This is a genomic window from Streptomyces longhuiensis (assembly GCF_020616555.1).
Classification (GTDB): domain Bacteria; phylum Actinomycetota; class Actinomycetes; order Streptomycetales; family Streptomycetaceae; genus Streptomyces; species Streptomyces longhuiensis.
On sequence record NZ_CP085173.1, the window covers coordinates 7,081,556 to 7,106,989 of the forward strand.

The 25,434-nt window shown below is 73.3% G+C and carries 21 protein-coding genes; 16 read left to right on the top strand and 5 right to left on the bottom strand.

The genetic code is table 11. The features are described 5' to 3' along the window. Window positions 1–180 precede the first annotated feature (180 nt). The 6 genes from LGI35_RS32575 to LGI35_RS32600 are packed head-to-tail and all read left to right on the top strand — an operon-like array spanning window position 181 to window position 9,888. On the top strand, window positions 181–1,344 hold the full coding sequence (locus tag LGI35_RS32575) for a hypothetical protein (RefSeq protein ID WP_227297860.1): 1,164 nt from the start codon (window positions 181–183) through the stop codon (window positions 1,342–1,344). Beyond that, window positions 1,341–3,902, top strand: a complete 2,562-nt coding sequence (locus LGI35_RS32580; protein ID WP_227297861.1) for a lantibiotic dehydratase family protein — start codon at window positions 1,341–1,343, stop codon at window positions 3,900–3,902. The genes LGI35_RS32575 and LGI35_RS32580 overlap by 4 nt, the downstream gene beginning before the upstream one ends. After that, on the top strand, window positions 3,899–5,548 hold the full coding sequence (locus LGI35_RS32585; RefSeq protein ID WP_227297862.1) for a hypothetical protein: 1,650 nt from the start codon (window positions 3,899–3,901) through the stop codon (window positions 5,546–5,548). The genes LGI35_RS32580 and LGI35_RS32585 overlap by 4 nt, the downstream gene beginning before the upstream one ends. Then, on the top strand, window positions 5,538–7,466 hold the full coding sequence (locus LGI35_RS32590; protein WP_227297863.1) for a TOMM precursor leader peptide-binding protein: 1,929 nt from the start codon (window positions 5,538–5,540) through the stop codon (window positions 7,464–7,466). The genes LGI35_RS32585 and LGI35_RS32590 overlap by 11 nt, the downstream gene beginning before the upstream one ends. Continuing rightward, on the top strand, window positions 7,463–8,965 hold the full coding sequence (locus tag LGI35_RS32595; RefSeq protein ID WP_227297864.1) for a nitroreductase family protein: 1,503 nt from the start codon (window positions 7,463–7,465) through the stop codon (window positions 8,963–8,965). The genes LGI35_RS32590 and LGI35_RS32595 overlap by 4 nt, the downstream gene beginning before the upstream one ends. 32 nt (window positions 8,966–8,997) lie before the next feature. Continuing rightward, on the top strand, window positions 8,998–9,888 hold the full coding sequence (locus LGI35_RS32600) for a thiopeptide-type bacteriocin biosynthesis protein (RefSeq protein WP_227297865.1): 891 nt from the start codon (window positions 8,998–9,000) through the stop codon (window positions 9,886–9,888). Between the two features lie 71 nt (window positions 9,889–9,959). Here the strand turns inward: LGI35_RS32600 and LGI35_RS32605 are convergent, their stop codons facing one another. From LGI35_RS32605 to LGI35_RS32615, 3 genes are all read right to left on the bottom strand, one after another. After that, window positions 9,960–10,487 carry a YceI family protein gene (locus tag LGI35_RS32605; RefSeq protein WP_227297866.1) on the bottom strand — a complete coding sequence of 176 codons (528 nt, stop codon included), beginning with the start codon at window positions 10,485–10,487 and terminating at the stop codon, window positions 9,960–9,962. Between the two features lie 95 nt (window positions 10,488–10,582). Then, window positions 10,583–11,395 (bottom strand): ABC transporter permease, encoded by an 813-nt coding sequence (locus tag LGI35_RS32610; protein ID WP_227297867.1) that lies wholly within the window; start codon window positions 11,393–11,395, stop codon window positions 10,583–10,585. After that, window positions 11,392–12,378: an ABC transporter ATP-binding protein gene (locus LGI35_RS32615; RefSeq protein WP_227297868.1), complete on the bottom strand. Its 987-nt coding sequence runs from the start codon at window positions 12,376–12,378 to the stop codon at window positions 11,392–11,394. Before LGI35_RS32615 ends, LGI35_RS32610 begins: the two co-directional genes overlap by 4 nt. 288 nt (window positions 12,379–12,666) lie before the next feature. On the opposite strand from LGI35_RS32615, the gene LGI35_RS32620 reads away from it, so the two are divergent. From LGI35_RS32620 to LGI35_RS32655, 8 genes are all read left to right on the top strand, one after another. Next, window positions 12,667–13,878 (top strand): FAD-dependent monooxygenase, encoded by a 1,212-nt coding sequence (locus tag LGI35_RS32620; RefSeq protein ID WP_227297869.1) that lies wholly within the window; start codon window positions 12,667–12,669, stop codon window positions 13,876–13,878. 327 nt (window positions 13,879–14,205) lie between these two features. After that, window positions 14,206–14,601: a TOBE domain-containing protein gene (locus LGI35_RS32625; protein ID WP_227297870.1), complete on the top strand. Its 396-nt coding sequence runs from the start codon at window positions 14,206–14,208 to the stop codon at window positions 14,599–14,601. A gap of 150 nt (window positions 14,602–14,751) precedes the next feature. Further along, the gene (locus LGI35_RS32630; protein WP_227297871.1) at window positions 14,752–15,552 is read left to right on the top strand and encodes an ABC transporter ATP-binding protein; all 801 of its coding nucleotides are present in this window, start codon (window positions 14,752–14,754) and stop codon (window positions 15,550–15,552) included. A gap of 3 nt (window positions 15,553–15,555) precedes the next feature. Beyond that, window positions 15,556–16,893 (top strand): ABC transporter permease, encoded by a 1,338-nt coding sequence (locus LGI35_RS32635; RefSeq protein WP_227297872.1) that lies wholly within the window; start codon window positions 15,556–15,558, stop codon window positions 16,891–16,893. Window positions 16,894–17,032: 139 nt separating this feature from the next. Further along, a complete protein-coding gene (locus LGI35_RS32640; RefSeq protein WP_116508805.1) occupies window positions 17,033–17,419 on the top strand; it encodes a cell division protein SepF in 387 nt (128 codons plus the stop codon). Window positions 17,420–17,593: 174 nt separating this feature from the next. Further along, complete coding sequence (locus tag LGI35_RS32645) at window positions 17,594–18,748, top strand: AAA family ATPase (protein WP_227297873.1); 1,155 nt, start codon at window positions 17,594–17,596, stop codon at window positions 18,746–18,748. Beyond that, window positions 18,745–19,077 (top strand): nucleotide pyrophosphohydrolase, encoded by a 333-nt coding sequence (locus tag LGI35_RS32650; protein ID WP_227297874.1) that lies wholly within the window; start codon window positions 18,745–18,747, stop codon window positions 19,075–19,077. The genes LGI35_RS32645 and LGI35_RS32650 overlap by 4 nt, the downstream gene beginning before the upstream one ends. Window positions 19,078–19,239: 162 nt before the next feature. Then, window positions 19,240–19,719, top strand: coding sequence for a DUF6099 family protein (locus LGI35_RS32655; protein ID WP_227297875.1), 480 nt, complete (start codon window positions 19,240–19,242; stop codon window positions 19,717–19,719). Between the two features lie 68 nt (window positions 19,720–19,787). Here the strand turns inward: LGI35_RS32655 and LGI35_RS32660 are convergent, their stop codons facing one another. Next, entirely contained in the window at window positions 19,788–19,985 is a 198-nt protein-coding gene (locus LGI35_RS32660) for a hypothetical protein (protein WP_227297876.1), read from the bottom strand. Window positions 19,986–20,314: 329 nt separating this feature from the next. After that, window positions 20,315–21,238 (bottom strand): LLM class F420-dependent oxidoreductase, encoded by a 924-nt coding sequence (locus LGI35_RS32665; protein WP_227297877.1) that lies wholly within the window; start codon window positions 21,236–21,238, stop codon window positions 20,315–20,317. A 103-nt stretch (window positions 21,239–21,341) separates the two neighbouring features. Between LGI35_RS32665 and LGI35_RS32670 the strand changes: the two genes are divergently transcribed. Together LGI35_RS32670 and LGI35_RS32675 are read left to right on the top strand one after the other, a co-directional pair. After that, window positions 21,342–22,826, top strand: a complete 1,485-nt coding sequence (locus LGI35_RS32670) for a 3' terminal RNA ribose 2'-O-methyltransferase Hen1 (RefSeq protein WP_227297878.1) — start codon at window positions 21,342–21,344, stop codon at window positions 22,824–22,826. Continuing rightward, window positions 22,823–25,393 (top strand): polynucleotide kinase-phosphatase, encoded by a 2,571-nt coding sequence (locus LGI35_RS32675; RefSeq protein WP_227297879.1) that lies wholly within the window; start codon window positions 22,823–22,825, stop codon window positions 25,391–25,393. The genes LGI35_RS32670 and LGI35_RS32675 overlap by 4 nt, the downstream gene beginning before the upstream one ends. The last annotated feature ends 41 nt before the right edge of the window (window positions 25,394–25,434 follow it).

The window sequence follows — 25,434 nt, forward strand, 5'->3', positions numbered from 1 at the left end:
GCCTGCCCGGCAGTTTTCGGCCAACCCGTCCGTGACTCGACGGGCACCCGTGTCACGAAAGCGGTGACGTATGTAAGCGGCCGCCCCGCATTCCCTTTCCGGGCGCAAGTCGCCGCCACAGAATTCCAGTCAAAACATTCCGCAAGATCTGTTGAAGATTTCCTGGAAGGTGCGAAAAACATGGGGGTTGAAGCGCCGGAGCGCACTGCCGTGAAGCCGGACTCCGCCGGCCTGACGGGAGTGCGGCTCCACACACGGATGCCGGTGACACCGGCGTGGCTCGCCCGGCACGTCGTGCCGGTCGCCCGCGCCCTGACCGAACGGGGCACTCCCGCCGTCCAGTTGAGGCGCGGCTGGCTGCACGGCCCGCACGTCGACGTCCTCGCCCTCGCGGTGCCGGGCGGCCCCGACTGGACCGAGATCGCGGACCTCCTCGACGCCGGTCCGCTCGACCCGCCGCGCGCCCTGACCGAGGAGGCCTACCTGGAGCAGGCCCGCGAGTTCGGCCGGCTCGAAGCGGTGCAGCCGCCCTACCTCCCGCTGCACGAGCACGGCGCCGTCTCACGGGTGAGCCCCGCCGACACGGCGTCCCGCGAGCCGCGCCTCGACCAGTTCCGCGCCGTCGTGCTCGGCGCTCTCAACAAGCCCCTGCTGCGCATGATCGACGGCATCGCGGCCGAACCCGCCACCGCCACCGTGCGGCTCGCCGAGGCGTTCGCCGCCCTCGTCGACACCCACTTCCTCGGCCCCGCCTACGGGGTGTTCTCGCCCCGCTCCCACGTCGAGGCGTTCCTGGCCTGGGCCGCGCCCACCAAGGACGTCAGGCCCCTCTTCCAGGAACGGCTCGCCAAGGACGCGCCCCGGCTGCGTACCGTCGTCGAACAGCGCCTGTCCGGCGAGGTGTCGGCCGGTGCCGCCGAGTGGCGGACCGCGTTCGCGTACAGCTCCGGCGCCCTGGAGAGCGCCGTCGCCGCCGGGACGCTCACCCTCGACCTGCTCGACTCCGTCACCGACGGCGTGGACCGCAGCGAGATGGGCCCGCCCGGAGCGACCCGCGTCGTCCCGCAGGGCGACCAGCCCGACAGCGACTTCCACCGTGCCGTCGGCGAGTCCGGAGTGGTCGCCGACCCCTCCCGCTGGTTCGCCGCCTTCCGCCTCCTGACGAACCTCTTCTACGAGCAGCTGCCGCTCCTGACCGTCTCGCCGATGCAGCGCTACTACATGTGCTTCGCCATCGCCGAGACCGTCGACGACGTCCTCGGCGTGTCCTGGCAGGACCGCCTCAACGACCGCCGGGACCGCATGGCCGGTGCGGCGGCCGACCCGACGGGAGTCACGCGATGACCGGCTCGACCACACCCGAGTCCCTCTGGTTCCTGCGGGTCAACCCGCTGCGCCGCACCCGCCTCGCTGACCCGGCCCAGCGCCGCACTCTCGCCGAACTCGCCGCCGCGGAGGAGGTGTTGAGGCGCGCCGCCGACGCGTGCTCCGACGAGCTGTACCACCGCATCGGCGCCGCCGCCGACGACGCCGAGCGCCGCGACCTCATCGCGCTGCGCCGCTCCATCCACAACGGCCGCGCACCCAAGAAGCCGCCGGCCCCCACGCCCGCCGTCACCGAGTGGCTGGCCGCGCGGGACGCCAGGGAGCGGCTGCGCGAGGCCGTCGTCGAGGGCTACACCGAGGCCGCCGACCGCGAACGGGCAGGCCTGGCGGCCCTGTTGGGTGACGACGACCTGCTGCGCTCGCTCGCCCTGGTGGCACCCGAGGTCCACCAGGAGGCCGAGCGCTACCGTGCCGCCGTCCTCGGCCCCGGCAAGGTCTCCGCCCGCACCCGCAAGTCCGAGCGCGGCCTCATCCAGTACGTCACCCGGGCCATGGTCCGCACGAGCCCGCTGTCCCGGTTCACCGCCGTCGGCATCGCGGAGCCCGACCCGGCCGGGGTCGACCCCGGCGACGTCCCGTTCGAGGGCGCCACCGCCTTCCCCGGGCTCGACCGCGTCATGCTCGGCTACGTGCTCGGAGGGCTTCCCGCCGCCGACACCGCCGACCTCACCAACCTGTGGGTGGGCATCCCGCCCACCTCGGCGCCCGACCCCGAGTCCGGCAAGCTGTTCTTCCTGCGGCTCACCGACGCGGGGATGCGCCGCCTCGCCGTACCCCTGGACGGGCCCGTCGGTGACCTGCTCGACGCGGTGTCCATGGGGCCGCGCCTCTTCCCCGCCGTCGTCGCCCACGTCGCCGAACGCGCCGGCATCCCGGCCGAGGCCGCCGACAAGCGCGTACGGCAGGCCGTGGGCCAGGGCCTGCTGTGCACCTTCCACGAGGCCGAGGACGGCTCCGCCGACTACGACGACCTCCTCACCCCCGACGACCCGCGCGCCACCACCCTCGCCGCCGGGATCCGCGCCGGACTGCCTCGCCTCGCCGACGCCCCGGCGCCCGAACGGGGCGGTGTGCTGGCCGAGTTGCGCGGCGACCTGGGCAAGCTGAGCCACCTCGCCGGGCGGCCCGCCCAGATCACCGTCGAGGAGGACTACGTCATGCCGCCGCTGAAGGTGGCGACCCGGCAGTGGCACAAGCCGCTCGCCGACCTCGGCCCGGCCGTCGAGCTCCTGTCCGTCTTCGACTGGCTGCACGACGTACGCGTCCTGATGACGGCCGCGTTCGTCGAGCGGTTCGGAGCCGGGGCCAACATCCCGCTCGCCGCGAACGCCGCGTTCGTCGTCGGCGAGGTGTCCCGGCGCGCCGCCGCCATGGACGCCGTGTACGGGCCGCACGGCACCGGCGACCCGTCCGCCCTCGCCGGCATCGGCCCCGCCGACGGCTCCCTCGAGCGCATGTACCTGCTGCGCCGCGAGCTCACCGAGGCCGTCCACGCGCGCCTGTCCAAGACCGTCGACGCCGGCGACGACACCCTCGTCCTCACCCCCGACGACGTGGCGGGCCTGACCGCGTCCCTGCCCGACCGGTTCCGCCAGGACCCCCTCATCTACGGCGTCCTCCTCCAGGAGGGCGACGGCAGGCTCGTCCTCAACGACGGACTGCCGGGCCACGGCATGCTCTACGCCCGCTTCCTCGACGCCGACCGCCGCATGGGAGGCCGCGCCCTGCCCCGCCTCGCCGGACACCTCCAGCGGGAGTACGGCTTCGACGGCGCCCGCGTCACCGAGGACCTCGGCCTGCACCGCCTCAACGTCAACGCCCACGCTCCGATCCTGCCCGGCGGCCTCACCCCCGAGGACTGGTTCACGCTGCGCCTCGCGCACGACCCGGACACCGACACGCTGCGCGTCGAGGACGCCGACGGCGCGCCCCTGCGCGTCCTGCCGCTCGGCACGGGCCACCCCGGCCTGTTCCCGCCGCCCCTGTCCGTCGCCTCGGGCCTCGCCATCAGCGGCCGCCTCTTCAACAGCCTGCCCAACAGCTGGCACGCGGCGACGCCGTGGGACCGCGCCACCACCAGGACCGCGCCCCGCATGGCCGTCGGCGACGTCCTCATCGGGCGCCGCCGCTGGTACGGCGGCGACGAACTCACCACCGCGGTCTCCGCGGGACCCGACGAGCACGACCGGCTCCTCGCGCTCAACGCGTGGCGCGCCCGGCACGGCGTCGCCGAAGAGGTCGTCATCAAGAACGCGCCCGAGGACGAGGGACCCCTCTCGGTGGGCGCCCCCGACGTGCAGTCCAAGCGGCTCCAGCAGAAGCCGCAGTACGTCGACCTGACCAGCGCCCTGAGCGCCCGCGTCCTGCCGCGCATGCTCGACCGGCGCGGCGCCGACGGCTGCTACCTGGAAGAGGCGCTGCCGTCCGTCGTCGACGGCACGCACGCCACCGAGTGGGTCGTCGAGGTCGGCCGCGACGCCGGCGGCCGCTTCACCTACCGAGGGGGACCGGCATGACGAACGCCAAGCTCAAGGCCCGCCCGGACCTGCACTTCGCGCCCGTGCCCGGCGGCGTCTACCTCAGCGGCACGCGCGGCCAGGTCGTCCTGCGCGGCTCCGACGTCCTGCACGCCGTGGCCGAGGGCTGCGTCCCCCTCCTGGAGAACGGCGCGACCGAGGACGAACTCGTCGCCGAACTCGGCACCGAGCGCTCCCGGCCCGCCGTGCGCCACCTCGTCGGCAAGCTGCGCGAGGCGGGGCTCCTGCTCGACCCCGACGCGTTCACCGCCTCCGAGCCGTCCGCCGAGGAGCGCGCGCCGCACGCCGAGTCCGTCGCCCGCCTCGAAGCCCGACTCGACGACCCCTACGCCGCGTTCGCCCGGCTGCGTGCCGCCCGGGTCCTCGTCACGGGCCCGCCCCAGGCGACAGGGCCGGCGGCGCGCGGGCTGCGCCGGGCCGGGGTGGGGGAGGTGACGGTCGTCGAGGCGCCCGGTTCGTCCGGCCACGTGGACGAAGGCGCGGACGCCGTACTGGAGATCCGTACCGCAGCCGAGGGTGCGGGGTACGAACTCCCCTCTGTCGAGCACCACTTGACCGTCCTCCTCGGTGACACGGTTCATGTCGTGGGCCCCGTTCTCGCGGGCGGTCCCGAGGGCGCCGAGACCTTCCGTGAGCGGGTCCTGTCCTGGACGGACGAGGGCGACGGACCCGTGCCGCGCCCGATGGCCGACGCCGTCGCCGGGGCCCTCGCGGGGCAGCTGCTCATCGACACGCTGACCGGGACGGCGGACGCGGGCGAGGCCCACGTCGTGCACGGGGCGGACCTGGTCTCCGACCGGGTGACCGTCGGGGGAGCCCGCATGGCGGCCGCGACCGGCCGGCCGGGCTCCCTCCTCGCCGACGTGCCCTCGACGCCGATGCCCGAACCCGAGGACGCGCGCGAGTCGGCCGTGGCCCTCGCCGGACGCTGGACCGGCCTGTTCGCCTACACCGCCGACGAGGACCTGCCGCAGATGCCGCTCGCCCTGCGCGCCGTGGAGCAGCGCGGGGAGCGCGAGGGCACGGTCGTCGCCTGGGGACCGCACCAGGAGGCCGCGACCGTCGCCGCCGCGCTGCTCGCCCTGCGGGACCGCGTCCCGGGAGCGGCCGCCGGACTGACCGAGGAACACTGGCTGCTCGACGGCACGTTGAGGATGCTGGCCCCACGCGCGGTGGAGTGTGCCGGGGCCGACGCGACGCCCGACGCCGAAGGACGGCGCATCCTGTCCGCCCTCCGGCAGCTCATGGAGGGCGAACCCCTGCTCGCGCTGCGTCACGTCCCCGGCGTCGACTGGCGTCTCGCCGAGGTCACCACGGCGGCCGGTGAACTCCTCGGCGCGGGCTGGGGATCCACTCCGCAGGAGGCGCTGCGCACCGCCCTGTGCGAGGCCGTCGCCCACGCGCAGACGGAACGGCCCGGCCAACTCTCCGCGGACGCACTGCTGTTCGCCGACCCGGCCGCCATCGGCGCCCTGCGCGCCCAGCTCATCGCCCACGCCGACACCCTCGGCATCGCCTTCGTCGGCCACGCCGTCACCGCGGACCCGGTGCTCGGCGAGATCCCCTTCTGGTACGGGCCGGTCGAGGCCGCAGAGCGCACGCGGGAGACCCACGATGCACAGTGACACGGCGGACACCATCACCGCGCGGCGCGCTCCCGACGCGTACGACGACGGGATCTGGCGGGACGTCTGTGCCGGGCTCGACGCCCCGCTCGTCGGGGGCGGCGCGAGCGTCTCCGTCCGGCGCGGCTGGGACCTCGGCTGGGAACGTCAACACCTCGACGCCGCCAGGGAGTCGGGCCGACCGCATCTGTCCGTGCGCGTCCACGGCGACGAGGTCCTGGTCGGACCGCTGTGGGCGCCGGGCACCGATGCCGGGTGCGCGGGCTGCGCCGAGGTGCGCGAGCGCACCGTCGTCGACCACCCCCTGGTCGGCGACCTCACCCACGCCGCCGCCGGCCCCGCACCGTCCGAGGCGCTGCTGCCCGAACTGCTCCGGGCGTCCCTGGAGCATCTGGCGCGGCGGCCCCTCGGCCCCGGCGAGCTCTACGCGGTCTCGGTGCGCGGCCTGCGCCGCCACCGCGTCGCTCGCAGTTTCCACTGCCCGCTGTGCGGCCCTGAGAAGGGTGAACTCGCGGCCGCGGAGCAGCCGTTGCCACTCGCGCTGCGGAATCGGCCGGCCTCACCGGGCGACCCGACGCGATCCGGCGACAGCCGTCTCGTCGAGCGCGGCCTGCTGCGCGAGCGCCTGGTCGACGACCGCTTCGGCCCGGTCCGCGCCATCCTGCGCGAGTCCCGCACCCCGTTCGCGATGAGCATGGCCGTCGTGCCAGACGCGCCGGCGATGGGTCACGGCCGCGCCAGGACGTTCGCCGAGACCGAGCCGGTCGCCGTCCTGGAGGCGTACGAGCGGCTCGGCGGATTCCCGTACGACATCCCGGTCCTCACGGACCGCGCGTACGCGGACGTCGCCGAGCACGCCGTGGACCCGGCGACCCTCGGCCGGTACACGGACGAGCAGCTGGCCCACCCGACGAGCCGGGTGACCCCGCACACGGCCGACACCCCGATGGACTGGGTGTGGGGCCACGACCTCGACGACGGGCGGGCCCTGCTCGTCCCCGCCGACCACGCCTTCTACCAGTACGAGTACGCGTTCCGCAGGGACCGGCGCGCCGCGAGGGCCGTCGGGCCGCACGAGCGCAAGCACTACTTCTACGAGTCGTCCAGCGGCTGCGCCGTCGGAGCGAACCTCGAAGAGGCGGCGCTGCACTCGCTGTTCGAGCTGGCCGAGCGCGACGCGTTCCTGACCTCCTGGTACCGGGCCGCGCCGCTGCCGCACATCCCGGAGAGCTCGATCACCGACCCGACGAGCCGCGCCATGATCGAGCTGATCCAGGCGCGCGGCTTCGACATCCATCTCCTGGTCGCCACCCGGGACATCGCGCTGCCCGTGGTCTGGGTCCTCGCCGTCAACCGGCTCAACCCGTTCCCCGCGACGTTCTCCTCGGCCGGGTCCGGTGCGGACCCGCAGTCCGCGATCCGAGGCGCCCTGCGCGAGGTCGCCCAGCTCGTCACCAACCCGGTCGACTGGACCAGGGAACAGGTCGAGGCCATGGCCGAAGACCCCTGGCTGGTACAGGAGTTGGAGGACCACGTGCGGTTCTCCTCGATCCCCGAGACGCGCGAGCGGGCCACGGCCGCGCTCGGCGGTCCGGGCGTCACCCTGGACGAGGCGTTCCCCGACTGGCCGCGCCGCCTCGCCGACGCGTCGGGCGGTGATGTGCGGGGCGCCCTGGACTTCGTGCGCTCCCTGTTCGCCGACGCGGGCCTCGACCGGATCGTCCTCGTCGACCAGACGAGCCGCGAGCACGCCGACGCGGGCATCCACGTCGCGCGCGCGGTCGTCCCCGGCATCCTGCCGATGTGCTTCGGCCACGCACAGCAGCGCCTGGCGGGCCTGCCCCGGCTGGAGGCGGCCCTCCGCGGCACCGCCCAGGAGCACCGGACGTCCCCCTACGACCCCCACCCGTTCCCGTGACCGCGCCCGCGCCGGCCCGGCGTTCCCCCGTGGAACTGCCGGGCCCCGAAGGCGACAACAGCATCGCGCGCGAACCTCTCTGGTACGCGTACGGCGCCGGCGCCGACCGGCCCGAGCCGCCCCCGTGGACCTGGACGCCCGAACCGCCCCCGGACACACACGTCCCGCCCGAGCCTCCGCGCGCGGGCGCCCCGCGCGAGACCCTCCCGCTCGGCACCGTCGACCTGCTGGAGGCCATGCCCTACCCCGCGCTCCCGCCGCCGCGCGATGTGCCGGACCGCCTGGCCCGCGCGCTGGTCACCGCGTTCGGCCCGCAGCGCCGCGAGCCCGAGAACCCGTACAACGACCACCGCCCCTACGCCTCCCCGCGCTGCCTCTTCCCCGTGCACGCCTTCGTGACCGGGGGCGGTGGCGGGGCGCCCTGGCGTGTCCTCGATCCCGGCCGGCACGCGCTGACCGGTGAGCCGGCCGGGGGCGCGCCGAGCCGGATCGCCCTCACCGGCCGCTACACGTCGATCCCCGCCGCCTACAAGTGGTTCAGGGGCTCGCTGGTCGCACTCGAACTCGGCATGGTGCTGCGGGCGTTGGGCGTGGGCTTCGACCTGTTCGACGTACCCGCGCGGCTTTCGCTGCCCGGGCCCGACGGGCATGAACTCCTCGGGGACCTCGGGCTCGACCCGGCCTGGCAGTGGTCGCTGCCTCTCACCCTCGATGTCGGCGACCCGGCCCCGGTCCTGCCCGTACGGCGTCGGGCCGCCGTCCCTGACCTGCGCGACCCGTCCCTCGCCGACCTCGTGCGCGTCAACCGGCAGCAGACGTACGACAGTTCACCCGTCCCGGTCGGGCGCGCGATCCCGGGGGACCTGCCCCTCTCGCGCACCGTCCCGAACTGGGCGGAGCTTCTGTGGCAGCGGCACTCGGGGCGCATGCCCCGCGCCCTGCACGGCATGAGCGGCCGTCGCGCCCGGCTCCCCGCCGAGGCGTTCGACAGCGCCCTGCGGTGGCTCGCCGTCCCGCCCCCGGGGCCCGACCTCGCGGCGGCCTTCGACGCGGTGAACGTCACCGCCGTCGTCCAGGGCGTCGACGGCCACGAGGACGGGGTCCACCGCGCGGTCCCGGGCGGCGCCCGTCTGCTGCGCGCCGACGCGGAAGCGCCCGCCCGTCTGGAGGAGCACTACGGGTACGGCGTCTCGCCCGTCAACGGCTGCCGCATCCGGCACGCGCCCATGACCGTGTTCTTCTCCGTGCGCCCCCGCGACCTGTTCGCCCGCTCGGGCCCGGCCGGGTGGGGCGCCGCACAGCACGCCGTCGGCTGGGCCGCCCACGGCCTGTGCCTCTCGGCGGCGGCCTCCGGCCTCTTCGCCCGGCCCGTCCGCGCGTTCAAGGAGATCCCGACCCAGCGCGTCCTCGGCCTCGAACCGGACGAGACGATCGTCCTCTCCGTCGTCGTCGGCGCCCCGCAGGACTCGGGCGGCGCCCTCCTGGACCTGCGGCTGTGACCGCCCACGCCCCGACCACTCAGGGAGACCTCATGACATGGAGCTCGTGGCACCTCCACCTCGCCACCACCGCCCGGTCCGCGCACGACCGCGTCCTCACCGACGTGATCGGCCCCACGATCGGCGAACTCGCCCCCGGCACCCCCTGGTTCTTCATCCGCTACTGGCAGGCCGGGCCCCATCTGCGGCTGCGGATCAAGGGCTTGGACACGGCCGCGTACGACCGTGTCGAGGAGGCGCTGCGCGTCCGGCTCGCCGACGCCGGCACGCTCGGGCCCGGCGAGGAGCCGCTCGACCCCGACGCCTACCTCGAAGGCGCGGGAGCGCTCGCCTCCGCGGGCGAGCAGGGCGACGACCGGCACGTACGGGCCATGCTGGCGCCCGGCGTCCACCGCGCCGACTACGACCCCGAGTTCGACCGCTACGGCGGACCCGCCCTGATGCCCGCCACCGAGGACCTGTTCCGCCTCTCCAGCGAGCTCGTCCTGCGCCTCGCGCCGAAGGCTCCTGCGCAGGCACAGCGCTCCCTGCTCGCCCTGCGCGGCACCATGGCCGCCGCCGCGGCCCTCGGAGACACCGCCGAACGCGGCTACTTCTACGCACACGGCCTGGGCGCCTGGCGGGCCTGGGCCGGGGAGGCCGGCTACCCGGACGAGCTCCTCGACTCGCTGACGACGATCACTCGGGACGCCGGGGCCAAGCCCGTGGACCCGCTCGCCCACGGCCCGTTCGCCCACTGGCACGACAGGCTCGCCACCCTCACCGGCGACATCCGGGAGAAGTCCCCGACCCACCCCGGCATGATCCTCTTCTCGCACGCGCACATGCTCCACAACCGCCTGGGCCTCAGCCTCCTGGAGGAGCTGCGCAACTACGCCTGGCTGGCGCATGTCTTCCCGGTCACCGAGGGTGCCCTCGCCTGACCCGGGAGCACGCACGACGAGGCCCGGCCGGTGCATCACCGGCCGGGCCTTCGTGCGGTGCCGCACATGGATCAGGCGCGCACGAACACCGCCGTCACCCGCACCCGCAGCCGGGGACCCACCATCGCCCGCATCGCGCTCACGCCGCACGCGTGCCGGTCGACGGTCGCCGACGCGCGGACGACCGTGCGGGCGCCCTCCGGGACGACCTCGTCGACCGTGAGGACCAGCGGCACCGCGCGGCCCTTGACGGACAGCAGGCCGGAGACGGTCCAGGGCTCGTCCACGGCGAGGGTCTCACCGTCGAAACGCAGGAGCGGGTGGCGCTCCGTGTCGAGGAAGGCGGGGCCACGGACGGCGTCGTCCCGGCGCGGGTTCCCGGTCGTGAAGCCGGCCGCGTCGAGCGCGACGTCGAGGTGGCCGAGCCGGCCGTCCCCGTCGAGTTCCGCGGCGCCGGAGCGCACCGGCATCGACCCGGTCACCGGGAGGAGGAGAAAGTGCCGGCCGGTGAACTCGACGGAACTGGCGGAGGGTTCGAGGGTCCAGGCGCCGGCGAGATCGGCGGGCCCGGGGCGTGTGTGCGGTTCGGTGAGGGACATGCGAGGGGGTTCCCTTCGGGAAGTGGGGGGTGGGGCGGAGTGCCGAGGGGGCCTCCGAGGAGGCCCCCAAGAAGTACGCGGGGTAGGGGCGTGGCCTACTCCGGCCGCGGGTCCCAGCGGAAGCTGCGCACCGCGATCAGGGCGCCGACGACACCCCAGGCCGCGAGGACGGCGAGGTCGCGCCACTGGTAGCCGGAGTTCTGCGCGAAGGGCGCCAGCATCGCGTCGTTGAACGGCTTCACCGGGAGCAGCCCGGCGATGTTGTTGAGGACCTCGGAGTGGATCGGGAAGTAGCTGCCCGAGATGAACACCAGCGGGAACTGGATGAACTGCACCACGGCGGGCGCCGCTTCCGAGTTCTTGATGAGCGAGGCGACACCCACGCCCAGGGCGCAGAAGCTCGCCGCGCCCAGCACGAGGGTGAGCATGATCGCGCCCCAGTGCGTCGGCAACGGCACGTCGTACAGCGAGCCGATCCCGATGACGAGCGCGACGTCGACGACGCTCACGACGATGCAGTGCACGAGCAGGCCCGTGAAGTAGACCCAGGCCGGCAGCGGCGTCGCGTGCAGCCGCTTGAGCACCCCGGTCTGCCGGCGCATCGCGAGGACGATCGCCAACTGCCCGTAACAGGCGCCCAGTACGGACACCGCGGCGATCGTCGGCGTGTAGTACTGCATGCCGGACAGGCCGAAGAAGAACTTGTCGTCGGCGCTGCCGCTGAACACCGCGCCGAAGATCGCGATGATCACGATCGGCAGCACGAACGTGAACACCATCGACTGCGGGTTGCGCCAGAACGACAGCTGCTCGTAACGGATCTGGTGGCCGAGCAGCGCCAGCGGGCTCCGCTCGGTGCGGGCGGTGCGCCCGGCCGCGGCGGCCGTGGTCGGGGTCAGGGTGGTCATGAGCGGCTCCGTCCGGGTCGGCGCCCTCGCCGCGAGGACGGCTCGCGCCCGCGTTCGGAGGACGGTGAGGATGCTTCCTGTTCCGCGTACTTGCTGGTCAGACCCAGATAGATGTCCTCGAGCGTGGGCTGCTCCACGGTCAGGCGCTCCAGCGGGGTGCCGCGCCGCAGCGCCCACTCGGTGAGCCGGTGCAGCGCGGCCGTCGGCTCGTCCGACTCCGCCGTGACCAGGCCCTCCTGCACATCACTCACCTGCAGCGGCACATCGGTGAGGGTCGCGCCGTGCGGCAGCAGGAAGCGGATCCGGGCCAGCGCGCTGTCCCGGCCGCCCAGCGTGTCGGGCGTGCCCGCGGCGACGATCTCGCCGCCCGCGATCACGGCGACCGAGTCGGCGAGCGCCTGCGCCTCGTCCATGTAGTGCGTGGTCAGGACGATGGTGGTGCCCGCGTCCCGCAGGTTCTTGACGACCTCCCAGGCGCCGCGCCGCGCGTTCGGGTCGAAGCCCGTCGTCGGCTCGTCGAGGAAGAGGAGCTGCGGGTTGCCGACGACGCCGAGCGCCAGGTCGAGCCGCCGCTTCTGCCCGCCGGACAGGTCCTTCACCTTCGCGCCGCGCTTCTCGTCGAGCCCGACCAGGTCGATGACCTCGTCGATGCCGCGGGGCGCGGGGTAGTAGCCGGCGTTGCGCGCGATCGTCTCGCGCACCGACAGATACGGCTCGACGGCGATGTCCTGGAGCACGAGCCCGATCTGCCCGCGCAGCCACTTGCCGTCCGCCTTCTTGCCCGGGTCGCGCCCGAGCACCTCGACACTCCCGCCGTCCCGGCCGCGGAAGCCCTCGAGGATCTCCAGTGTGGTGGTCTTGCCCGCGCCGTTCGGTCCGAGCAGGGCGAAGATCTCCCCGTCCGAGACGGTGAAGTCGACGCCGCGTACGGCCTCGTGGTCCCCGTAGCGCTTGCGCAGGCCCTCCACGGCCACCGCGGTCACCGCGGTCCCTCCGCTTCCGTCACTGTGTGCCTCCCGGCGTCGTCAGATCTCGCTGTCACCTGGAAGTTAGGCCCGGCCAGGGGCCCTTGAGCCGCCGTGGCCCGGTTCCGATGACGGACGTCACGCAAGCGGCGACAGTTGTCAGGTCAGGGGGTGACGGCCGTTGCCGCGCGGGCCGGGTGCCGCCGATGCTCTGGGAGCGGCGAAGGGCGGGACCCCGGGCCACCGGGCTCCTCGCACCGCCGCGCACATGGCCGGTAGACAGCGACGCGGAAGGCGGTCCCAGACGTGCGGTTCGGGGAAGTGGGCGAAGGGGAACGGCCGCGGATCACTGTGGTCGGCGCGGGCATCGGAGGCCTGGCACTGGCCGGCGCGCTGGCCGCGCACGACCTGCCGTACGTGGTCTTCGAGCAGACCAGGCGTCTCGCGGAGGTGGGGGCGGGCGTCCAACTCTCGCCGAACGCGATCAGGCCGCTGCTGCGCCTCGGCCTCGGCCCGGCGCTGCGCGAGCACGCCGTGCGCATCGAGGCGATGGAGGTGCGCGGCTGGACCGGCCGCCCCATCGCCCGTACACCGCTCGGCGAGGACTGCGAGCGGATGTTCGGGGCGCCGTACTACGCGATCCACCGCGCCCATCTGCACGAGGTGCTGCTCTCTCTGGTCGACCGGGACAGCCTCCGGCTCGGCCAACGCCTGCGCGATGCCGCAGAGTTGGGCGACGACGGCGCCCGGCTCACCTTCGAGGACGGCACCGTCCGCGACGCGGAGGTCGTCGTCGGCGCCGACGGCATCCACTCGACCGTGCGTGAGACGTTCCTGCGCGACGAGCCGGTCTTCGCGGGGCTCGGCATCTACCGGGGCCTGGTCCCCGTGGACCGGCTCCCCGACGAGGCCCGCGCCGCGCTCGTGCGGCTCTGGCTCGGCCCCGGCGGGCACTTCGTCTGCTATCCGGTCTCCGGCGGCCGCCACCTCAGCTTCGCCGCGACCGTCCCCATGACGGACGCGCCGCCCGAGTCGTGGTCGGCGCCCGGCGACCCGGAGGAACTGCGCCGCGCGTTCGGCTCCTGGACCGGCCTGGTCTCCGACATCGTCGAGGCCGTCGACGTGACCCATCAGTGGGCGCTCCACGACCGGCCGCCGCTGCGGCAGTGGTCGAGCCGCCACATCACGCTTCTCGGCGACGCGGCGCACCCGATGCTGCCGTTCATGGCACAGGGCGCCAATCAGGCCATCGAGGACGCGATGGACCTGGCGGCCTGCCTCGCCGCCCCGACCGACGAGCCCACCGGCACGCGACTCGCCCGCTACGAGTCCCTGCGCATCCCGCGCACGGCCGAGATCCAGCGCGGCTCCCGCGGCAACGCCGGCGTGCTGCACCTGCCCGACGGCCCGGCCCAGCGCCGCCGCGACGCGCAGATGGCGGTGCACGCCGCCCTGCGCGACCGGACGACGCTGTACGCCCATGAGACGGGACGCAGCGTGGTGCCTTCGGGGGTGTGACCTCCGGGGCGTGCCAACGGGGTCGTGACGTCGCGGGGGTGAGTCCGTGGTGTGTCTGCGGGGGGCTTTCGGGAGGGCTTCGTGGTGTGTCTGCGGGGGGCTTTCGGGAGGGCTTCGTGGTGTGTCTGCGGGGGGCTTTCGGGAGGGCTTCGTGGTGCGTCTGCGGGGGGCTTTCGGGAGGGCTTCGTGGTGTGTCTGAGGGGGGCTTCCGGGGGGACTTCGTGGTGCGTCTGCGGGGAGGGCTTCCCAGGTGTCACTTCGCGCTGTGCTCTCGGCGGTGCGACCAGGGATGTGACGGGGCATCGGCCGCCGTCTAGTGTTCCGCGCATGCAGTCCTACACCATCGGTCAGGCGGCGCGTCTGCTCGGCGTCAGCCCCGACACGGCACGTCGCTGGGCCGACGCGGGCCGCGTCGCCACCCACCGCGACGAGGGCGGCCGCCGCCTGATCCGCGGCCAGGACCTGGCCGCCTTCTCCATCGAGGTCGGCCAGTCGGGACCCGACGGAGAAGACGCCTCGTACACCTCCGCGCGCAACGCCTTCCCCGGCATCGTCACCGGCGTGAAGCTCGGCGACGTGGCGGCCCAGGTCGAGATCCAGGCGGGCCCGCACCGGCTCGTCTCGCTCCTGACCCGCGAGGCCGTCGAGGAGCTCGGCCTCGAAGTGGGCATGCAGGCCATCGCCCGCGTGAAGTCGACCAACGTGCACATCGACCTCACCTGACCCGGCCCCCGGGCACCCGCATGCGCGGGGTGTACGTAGCAACACCCGAGGTCCGGGCTGTACGCCCCATGTGCCGGAAAGCCGCCGTCCCTAACGTCGTGGTCATGGCGCAGACAGCGCCGTGACGACGACGGTGGACGGGGAGAGACCATGTTCCGACGTACGGGCCGGGCGGGCGGCAGCGGACCGGCAGGGCACGGCGGCGAGGCCCTGCGCCTCGTCAAGGTCAGCAAGACGTACGGGGCCGGTGAGGGCGCCGACAACGCCGTGACCGCACTCGACGACGTGACCCTGAGTCTGCGGAGCGGGACGTTCACCGCCGTGATGGGGCCCTCCGGCTCCGGCAAGTCCACGCTCCTGCAGTGCGCGGCCGGACTGGACCGGCCCGACAGCGGCATCGTGATGGTCGACGGCGAGGAGATGACGGGCGGCACCGAGGCGGCCCTCACCAGGTTCCGCCGCCGCCGGATCGGCTTCGTCTTCCAGCAGTACAACCTGCTGCCGACGCTGACCGTCGCCCAGAACACCACCCTGCCGCTCCGGCTCGCCGGGCGGCGCGTCAACCGGGCCCGCGCGCAGGAGATCCTCACCCAGGTCGGGCTCGGCGACCGCCTCGGCCATCGCCCCGACCAGCTCTCCGGAGGCCAGCGCCAGCGTGTCGCCATCGCCCGCGCCCTCGTCACCGAACCGAGCGTGATCTTCGCGGACGAACCGACCGGCGCCCTCGACACCCGCAGCGCGCGCGACGTCCTGCGCCTCCTCCAGGAAGCCGTGCGCCTGCACGGCAGGACCGTCGTCATGGTGACGCACGACCCGGTCGCCGCCGCGTACGCGGACTCCGTGCTCTTCCTCGCGGACGGCCGCCTCGCCGGCGAGATGACCGCACCCACCGCCGACGCCGTGGCCGAACGCCTGGCGCACCTCGGCGACACCACGCCGGCGGGGGTGTGAGCCGTGTTCGCACTCGCCCTGCGCTCCGTCCGGCTGCGCCCCGGCCGCCTCCTGGCGACGCTCCTGTCCGCCTTCCTCGGCGCGGCGATCATCATGACGTTCAACTCGCTGCACGACACGGCGGGCGTCCCCGGCGTCGACCACGTCAGCGCGGAGACCCTGACCACCGCGGCGAGTGTCGTCGGCGGCTACGGAACCCTCCTCGTGTTCTTCGCCGTCGCCTCCACCCTGACCGTCAACGTCCGCCAACGCACGGACGAGATCGGCCTTCTGCGCCACACCGGAGCCACCCCCGCCCAGATCAAGCGCCTGATCGTCGGCGAGTCCGTGATCGTCGCCCTCGCCGGCTGGGTGCTCGCCGTCGGGCCCGCGATGCTCGGCGGCCACGCCCTGCTCGACGTGTTCAAGGACAGCGGCCAGGTCGCCGACGGCGTCGACCACGTCTTCGGCCCCGTCGCCCTCATGTCCGGCCTCGCCGTCACCCTGCTCGCCTCGGCGGGCGCCGCCTTCCTCGCGGTGCGCCGCGCCACGAGGGCCGCCGCCGGAGTGCGCCAAGGGCGGGGCAGGGCACGGAGGTTCGCGGCCTGGGGCGCGCTCGCCGTCGGCGCCGCCGGTGTCCTGAGCACCTTCGCGATGAAGGCCACCGACGCGGCCCTCATGGCGGCGCCCGCCTACGGCGCGATCCTGCTCTCCGTAGGCTTCGCGCTCCTGTCCCCGGCCCTGCTGCGCGCACTCGTAGGCCACGCCGAACCCCTGCTCACCGCACTCACCGGCGCGAGCGGACATCTGACGGTACGGAACATGCGACAGCGAGCCGAGCAGCTCTCCGGCGTCCTGATGCCGCTGATCCTCTTCACCGGCATGGCCACGGCCACCCTCTACATGCAGGCCGTCGAGAACGACGCGATCAAGGTGTCCGGTCTCGCCAAGTCCGTCGAGGACAAGAACCTGGAGACCCTCAACTTCGTGGTCGTCGGCATCATCGTCGTCTTCGCCTGCGTGATGCTCGTCAACACCCTGTACGCGGCGACCTCCTACCGGGTCCGCGAGTTCGGGCAGCAGCGTCTGGCCGGGGCCACGCCGGGGCAGGTCCTCGGGACGGTCGCGGTCGAGAGCCTCGTGCTCACGGTGACGGGGGTGTTCTTCGGCACGGTCGCGGGCCTCGCGGGAATCGTGCCCTTCACCGCCGTCCGCAGCGACTCGCTCCTGCCCGGCCAGGGCCTCGGGATCTGGCTCGCGGTCGTGGCGTCGGCGGCCACGGCGACGTTCGTGACCAGTCTGGGCACGGCCCGCAGGACCCTGCGCGTCAGGGCCGTGGACGCCGTCGCGATCGCCTCCTGACCCCGGATCCGCCCGCCCGGCACGGTCCGCGCCCGCCACCACGGCGGATGCGGACCGTGTCGCTGTTGGGCTGAACGGGTGACTTGGCGTAAGAATGGCGGGTGCAGACAAAAGTACGAGCCCGGACGGGGTGGGGGCAGTGAACAGCCACGACGTCACTGACGAACAGTGGGAAGGGCTCGCCCAGGTCGTACCTCTGCGCGGCCGTAACGCATGGCCGTCGGCGGTCGACCACAGGGCCGTTCCCGAAGCGGAGACCGAGGCGCGGCGACGGTTCGTCGTGCTGCGGGTCAACGTGTTCGCGGACGCCCGCGAGGTCGCCGAGACCGTGATGACGGGCATTCCCGTGCTGCTCGACCTGAGCGGCGCCGAGTCCGATGTCGCCAAGCGCGTCCTGGACTTCAGCAGCGGCGTGGTCCTCGGCCTCGGCTGCGGAATGCACCGTGTCGACCGCAATGTCTTCCTCCTCGCCCCTCCCGGCACCGAGGTGCAGGACTTCGTGGCGGGGGCCGTTCCCCGGGTCTAGGGCTTTTCGTTCGGGTCAGGCCGGATCAGGGAGCGGTGCCGGGCCCGGCCGAGCCCGGCATGATCCGGACGAGAGGGCCTGGTCAGCCGGCCCAGGCCCTCCGGTCCCCCGATCGAAGGAAGGTCCGCCCGGAAGAACGGTTCTCCGGGCGGAGTGCCGCCTACCGTCCGGGACATGACCTTGCTCGCGCGGGACGGCGGCGCACCCCCGGCCCCCCAGGACCGGCCGAGCCTCACCGAACTGCGGCTCTCCGCGTTCGCCGCCCACCGAGGCGTCGGCTTCCCGCTCGGCCCGCTGACCCTCTTCGCGGGACCGAGCGGCAGCGGCAAGTCCAGCGCTCTGAAGGCCTACGAGGGCCTGGCCCGGCTCGGCGGCGGCGCGGCCCTCGACGAGGTGTTCCCCGACCCGTCCGCCTATGTCCCCGACCGGGCCCGCCCCGACGCACAGCGACGCCGCGGCTTCCGCATCGGCTGCACCGTCACCGGGCCCGTCGGCCCGGTCCGCCTCGACCTCGCGGTCCAGGCCGAGCCCGAACTGCGCATCGTCGGCGCGCGGTTGACCCGCGACGGACGCACTCTCCTGGAGACCGCCCTGCGCGACCCCGGACGCCGCGTCGTCCAGGCCGCCTGGCACACGGCCGGGGCCACTCCCGTGACCCGCGCCCCCCTGCCGGACGACCTGCTCGGCACGGCGCTCCTGCCGCTGCGTGTCGCGGGCAAGACGGAAGGCCAGCGGCTCGTCATCGCCGCCGCGGAACAGGTCGTGGTCGCCCTGCGCTCCGTCTTCTCCTGCGACCCCCGGCCCGACCGCATGCGCCGCCCCGCCCCGGCCACCGCCGACCGTCTCCTGAGCGGCTGCGACAACCTCGCCGCCGTCCTGTGGCGCACACGCTCCGAGTGCGGCACCCGGCACGCGCTGCTCGTCGCCGCGGCCCGCGCCGGCTGTGCGGGACCCGTCGCCGACGTCCTGTCGGAGGACCTCGGCAACGGCACGGTACGGGCCGTGCTCGACCGCGGCGACGGGCTGCGTACCCCCGTCGACCGGCTCGGGGACGGCGAGTTGAGGTACTTGGCGCTCGCCCTGGTCCTGCTCACCGGCCCCAGGGTGCTCGCGGTCGACCCGGCGGCGGAGGTCCCCGAGGCGTACCAGACGCTCACCGTCCTCGCCGACGGCCTCGACCGCAGCCTCGACCCGCGGCAACTGCGGGAGCTGACGGCGCTCGCGGTGCGGATGTGCGGGCGCGGGCACATCCGGCTCGCGGGGGCGGTCGGCGACGGGACGTGGGCGGCGCGGGAGCACGGCGCCGCAGTGGTAGACCTGGGGCCGTGACAGAACTTGATGTGGCGGGGCTGCAGCGCCGGCTGGCCCGATTCGCGGCGGCCAGGAACTGGGAGCAGTACCACACGCCGAAGAACCTGGTGGCCGCGCTGAGTGTGGAGGCGTCCGAACTGGTCGAGATCTTCCAGTGGTTGACCCCGGAGGAGTCGGCCGGCGTGATGACGGACCCGGACACGGCGCACCGCGTGCGCGACGAGGTCGCGGACGTCCTCGCGTATCTGCTGCAACTGTGCGAGGTGCTGGGGATCGACGCGCTGGCGGCCCTGTCGGCGAAGATCGACCGCAACGAGGACCGTTTTCCGGTTCCTGGGGAGGGCTGAGACCGGCTGGAGGGCCCGCATGACCGGTCTTGTCACTCTATGGAGTCACGGAATTATCAACATTCGATTCCGTGTCCACAGATTTCGGTCGTCCTCTGGCTTTTCGCCATTCGGACCCTCACTCTGGGTAGTGGACAAGGGAGTTCGGGACGGGGGCGGCGCATGGACGCGGTGCGACTCATCAGGGCGAGCCGACGGGCCCTGGCGGAGAGCCAGGACGCGCCGGCCATCACGCGGGAGGCATGGCAGGCCCAGGCCCTCGCACAGGCCATGGGGAACAGACTGGCGAGAGAGGGTCCGCCGGAGCTGAGGGGCGAGGCGCTCGGACTGAGCGAGGCAGGAGGCAGAGGCTGCTCGGGCTCGGCGATCCCGGTCATCGGGTCGGGCGGCATACGGGCGGCTCAGCTCACGGAGCTGGCGGAGGCGCACAAGGCGCTGATCGGTCTGGCCGCGCTGCTCGGAGAAGTGGGGATCGCCCTGGTGGGCATAGCCAGCGAGGCAGAGGAGGAAGGGGCCTACTGGCACTGCATGGACGCCATCGACGCCGCCGACGAATCACGGGACAGGGTCCTCGAGATAATCCGCCGGCTCGGGCTGCGCCGCGACACCATGTCGGAATCCGAGCCGGACTCGGCAGCGTAGGACGCCTGTGGCTGTGGCAGCGGGCTTCGGGGGCGCACCGGCATCGGTGCGACGCGCCCCCGGCGGGGTCAGAGGCGGTGGCCCTCGTCGGCGGACGGGGCGCCGGGTCCGGTGGACTGCTGAAGGTCGGCGTCGAGTTGCGACAGATCCGCGTTGAGCGCGGCCATCAGCTCTTCCATCTGCTGGAGCAGCCCCTTGGGCGCGCCCTTCTGATCCGGCGCGGCCGGTTCGTGCACGACCTGCTCGGACATGGCTTCCTGGGACATGACGGCCTCCTCGGCCCTCGCCCTCCCGCGGGGGAGAGCAGGTGACGCAAGCGTCGCCCGGCAGCGGCAGCAGCCACCGGTGCGGGTGCCGGGCGGTCCGGCTCCGCCCGAGCCAACGATCACTCGCCGGACGGGTCACTGGCGCGCGCCCCGGCCACGTGCCCGGTTGACGGATGTTCACCCGACGGGGGCGGGGCCGGAGCGGCGTGACCAGCGGAGTTGACGCTCAGCCGTCAGCCGTCAGCCGTCAGCCGTCAGCCGTCAGCCGGCAGCGGTGAGCCGTCAGCGGTGAGCCGTGAAGCGGCCCAGGGAGCCAGGAGGTCCGTGGTCTAGGAGAGCTGGGGCATCACCTCGGTGGCGATCAGCTCCAAGTGGTCCAGGTCGTCCAGGTCGAGCATCTGGAGATACATCCGCTGCGAGCCGACGGACTGGTACGCGGCGATGCGCTCCACGACCTCGGCCGGCGAACCGGCGAGCCCGTTCGCCTTCAGCTCGTCCACATCACGGCCGATCGTGGCGGCGCGGCGCCTGACGTCGGCGTCGGTCTTGCCCACGCACGCCACCAGGGCGTTGGAGTAGACGAGGCTGTCGGCGCTGCGGCCGCGCTGCTCCGCCGCCGCACGGACCCGCTTGAACTGCTGCTCCGTGTCGGCGAGCGACGCGAACGGGATGTTGAACTCGTCGGCGTACTGCGCGGCGAGCGCCGGGGTCCGCTTGGCGCCGTGCCCGCCGATCAGGACCGGCACCTTGTTCTGTGCCGGCTTGGGAAGCGCGGGGGAGTCCTTCAGCTGGTAGTACGTGCCGTTGAAGTCGAAGCGCTCGCCGACGAGCGTGCTCCACAGGCCCGTGACGATGGCGAGTTGCTCCTCAAGACGGCCGAACTTCTCCTTCGGGAAGGGAATGCCGTAAGCCTCGTGCTCGGCTCCGTACCAGCCGGAGCCGAGACCCAACTCCACACGTCCGCCCGACATCTGGTCGACCTGCGCCACCTGGATCGCGAGGACGCCCGGGAGGCGGAAGGTGCCGGCGGTCATCAGTGTGCCCAGGCGGATCCGCCTGGTCTCGCGGGCGAGGCCGGCCAGCGTGATCCAGGCATCGGTGGGGCCGGGGAGCCCGTCGGTGGAGCCCATGTGCAAGTAGTGGTCGGACCGGAAAAACGCTCCGTAATCGAGGTCTTCGGCGGCCTTCGCCACGCGGAGAAGCGTCTCGTAGGTCGCGCCTTGCTGCGGTTCTGTGAATACTCGAAGATCCATTCAGCCATCATGCACCGGTCACTTCTGGTGACCTCTTAGAACCGCAGCGTCCCCGGGAGAAATGCGTGGTCGGGGGCGCTACCGGCGGACCATACTCGGACACGTGTTCCTGACGATCAGCACGACCGGCACCCCTGAACGCCCCGCGACCGACCTCGGGTTTCTGCTGCACAAGCATCCCGGCAATGCGCAGGCGTTCTCCACCTCGCACGGAACCGCGCACGTCCTCTACCCGGAGGCGTCCGCGGAGCGCTGCACCGCGGCGCTGCTCCTGGAGGTGGATCCGGTCGCGCTCGTGCGCCGCGGCAAGGGCAAAGGCCGCGGAGGCGCCCCCGACGCGGCGCTCGCGCAGTATGTGAACGACCGGCCGTACGCCGCGTCGTCCCTGCTCGCCGTGGCGATCGGCGCGGTGTTCTCCAGCGCCCTGCGCGGACAGTGCAAGGCCATGCCCGAGCGGGCCGAGCAGCCGATGCCGCTGCGTATCGAGGTGCCGGCGGTGCCCGCGCGCGGCGGGGCGGCGCTGGTGCGCCGGCTCTTCGAGCCGCTCGGCTGGGCCACGGTGACGGCCGACCCGGTCGCGCTCGACGAGCAGTTCCCCGAGTGGGGCGACTCGCGTTATGTGCGTCTCGTCCTGGAGGGCGAGCTGCGGCTCGCCGAGGCGCTGCGGCATCTGTATGTGCTGCTGCCCGTGCTCGACGACGCCAAGCACTACTGGGTCTCGGCCGACGAGGTCGACAAGCTGCTCCGGGCGGGTGAGGGCTGGCTGCCCACGCACCCCGAGCAGAAGCTGATCACCAGCCGCTACCTCTCGCGGCGCTGGGCGCTCACCCGCAGCGCCATGGAGCGCCTGGAGCTGGTGCGGCTCGCCGACGCGGACGACACCGACGTGGAGGACATCGACAACGCGGTCGACGAGGCGACGGACACCGAGGAGCAGCCCGTACCGCTGGCCGTTCAGCGGCGCGAAGCCATCGCCGCCGCGCTCAGGGCCGCCGGGGCCGGGCGCGTGCTCGACCTGGGCTGCGGACAGGGCCAGTTGGTGCACGAGCTGCTCAAGGACGCCCGGTTCACCGAGGTCGTGGGTGTCGACGTGTCGATGCGGGCCCTGACGATCGCCGCCCGGCGCCTCAGGATCGACCGGATGGGAGAGCGCCAGGCCTCCCGCGTCACGCTCCTCCAGGGCTCGCTCGCGTACACCGACAAGCGGCTCAAGGGATACGACGCGGCGGTACTCAGTGAGGTCATCGAGCATCTCGACCTGCCGCGGCTGCCCGCGCTGGAGTACGCGGTGTTCGGTTCCGCGCGGCCGAGGACGGTCCTCGTGACGACACCGAACGCCGAGTACAACGTCCGCTGGGAGACCCTGCCCGCCGGACACGTCCGGCACGGCGACCACCGCTTCGAGTGGACCCGCGAGGAGTTCCGTACCTGGGCGGGCGCGGTGGCCGAACGGCACGGCTACGGCGTGGAGTTCGAGCCCGTCGGACCCGACGACCCGGAGGTCGGCCCGCCCACGCAGATGGCCGTCTTCACCCTCACCGACCAGACCCTGACCGACCCGGGCCCGAAGGAGGCGAAGGCCGCATGACCACCACCGGTTCCCACGCTCGTACGCTCCCCGTCACCGACCTGTCCCTCGTCGTCCTTGTCGGCGCCTCGGGGTCCGGCAAGTCGACCTTCGCGCGGCGGCACTTCAAGCCCACCGAGATCATCTCCAGCGACTTCTGCCGAGGGCTCGTCGCCGACGACGAGAACGACCAGAGCGCCAGCCGCGACGCCTTCGACGTGCTCCACTACATCGCGGGCAAGCGCCTCGCGGCCGGACGGCTCACCGTCGTCGACGCGACCAACGTCCAGCAGGAGAGCCGCAAGCAGCTGGTCGACCTGGCGCGGCAGTACGACGTGCTGCCCATCGCCATCGTCCTCGACATCCCCGAGGAGGTCTGCGCCGCGCGCAACGCGGAGCGCGCCGACCGGGCCGGCATGGCGCGCCGCGTCATCACCCGGCACACCCGCGAACTGCGGCGCTCCCTGCGTCACTTGGAGCGCGAGGGCTTCCGCAAGGTGCACATCCTGCGCGGCGTCGAGGAGGCCGACAGCGCCGAGGTCGTACGCGAGAAGCGCTACAACGACCTCACGCACCTCACGGGTCCCTTCGACATCATCGGCGACATCCACGGCTGCGCCTCCGAGCTGGAGACGCTGCTCACCCGGCTCGGCTACGTGGACGGTGTGCACCCCGAGGGCCGTACGGCGGTGTTCGTCGGTGACCTCGTCGACCGGGGGCCCGACTCCCCGGGCGTCCTGCGCCGCGTCATGGCGATGGTCAAGTCGGGCCACGCGCTGTGCGTGCCCGGGAACCATGAGAACAAGTTCGGCCGTTACCTCAAGGGCAGAAAGGTCCAGCACACGCACGGCCTCGCCGAGACCGTCGAGCAGTTCGCGGGCGAGAGCGAGGAGTTCACGCAGGAGGTCGCCGAGTTCGTCGACGGCCTCGTCAGCCACTACGTCCTCGACGGGGGCAAGCTCGTCGTGTGCCACGCGGGCCTGCCCGAGAAGTACCACGGGCGCACGTCCGGGCGGGTGCGCTCGCACGCGCTGTACGGGGACACGACCGGCGAGACCGACGAGTTCGGCCTGCCGGTGCGCTACCCGTGGGCCGAGGAGTACCGCGGCAGCGCGGCCGTCGTCTACGGCCACACGCCGGTCCCGCAGGCCACCTGGCTCAACAACACCGTCTGCCTCGACACCGGCGCCGTGTTCGGCGGCAAGCTGACCGCGCTGCGCTGGCCGGAGCGCGAACTGGTCGACGTACCCGCCGAGAAGGTCTGGTACGAGCCGTCGAGGCCGCTGCGGACCGAGGCGCCCGGCGGGCAGGACGGGCGGCCGCTCGACCTCGCCGACGTGCACGGGCGGCGGTCCGTCGAGACGCGCCACGCCGGACGCGTCGCCGTGCGCGAGGAGAACGCGGCGGCGGCCCTGGAGGTCATGAGCCGCTTCGCCGTCGACCCGCGCCTGGTCCCGTACCTGCCGCCGACCATGGCGCCCACGGCGAGCGCCGGCGCGGGAGCCCGCGGCGGAGCCGCTGATGAACACTTCCTGGAGCACCCCGCCGAGGCCTTCGCCCAGTACGCCGCCGACGGAGTCGGGCGCGTCGTGTGCGAGGAGAAGCACATGGGCTCGCGGGCCGTGGCCCTGGTGTGCCGGGACGCGCAGGTGGCGCGTGAGCGCTTCGGCGTCCCGGAAGGTCCCACCGGCGCGCTCTACACCCGTACGGGACGGTCCTTCTTCGCCGACGAGCAGGTCACCGAGGAGATCCTCGGCCGGGTGCGCGCCGCCGCCACCGACGCGGGCCTGTGGGACGAGCTCGACACGGACTGGCTGCTGCTCGACACCGAGCTGATGCCCTGGTCGCTCAAGGCGTCGGGCCTGCTGCGCTCGCAGTACGCCGCCGTGGGCGCCGCGTCGGGTGCCGTGTTCCCGGACGTCATCGCCGGTCTGGAAGCGGCGGCGGCACGCGGCGTCGACGTGGGCGAACTGCTCGGCAGACAGCGTGAACGGGCCGCCGACGCGGCCGCGTTCACGGACGCCTACCGGCGCTACTGCTGGACGACGGACGGGCTCGACGGGGTGCGGCTCGCGCCGTTCCAGATCCTGGCCGTGCAGGGCAGGTCGCTGGCCGCGCTGCCGCACGACGAGCAGCTCGCCCTCATCGACCGCATGGTCGAGCACGACGGGTCCGGCCTCCTGCAGACCACCCGGCGGCTCTTCGTGGACACCGGTGACGAGGCGTCCGTGAGCGCCGGTGTCGACTGGTGGCTGGAGATGACCGGGCGCGGCGGCGAGGGCATGGTCGTCAAGCCGGTCGAGGCGCTCACGCGCGACGGCAAGGGCCGGCTCGTACAGCCCGGCATCAAGTGCCGTGGCCGCGAGTACCTGCGGATCATCTACGGTCCCGAGTACACCCGCCCCGACCACCTGGAGCGCCTGCGCGGCCGCTTCCTCGGGCACAAGCGCTCGCTCGCGATCCGCGAGTACGCGCTCGGTCTCGAGGCGCTGGACCGGCTGGCGGCCGGGGAGCCGCTGTGGCGGGTCCACGAGGCGGTGTTCGCGGTCCTCGCGCTCGAGTCGGAGCCGGTCGACCCGAGGCTGTGAGGGTGCTGATGTGAGCCGCCACCCAGCTCCTTGATTGCACG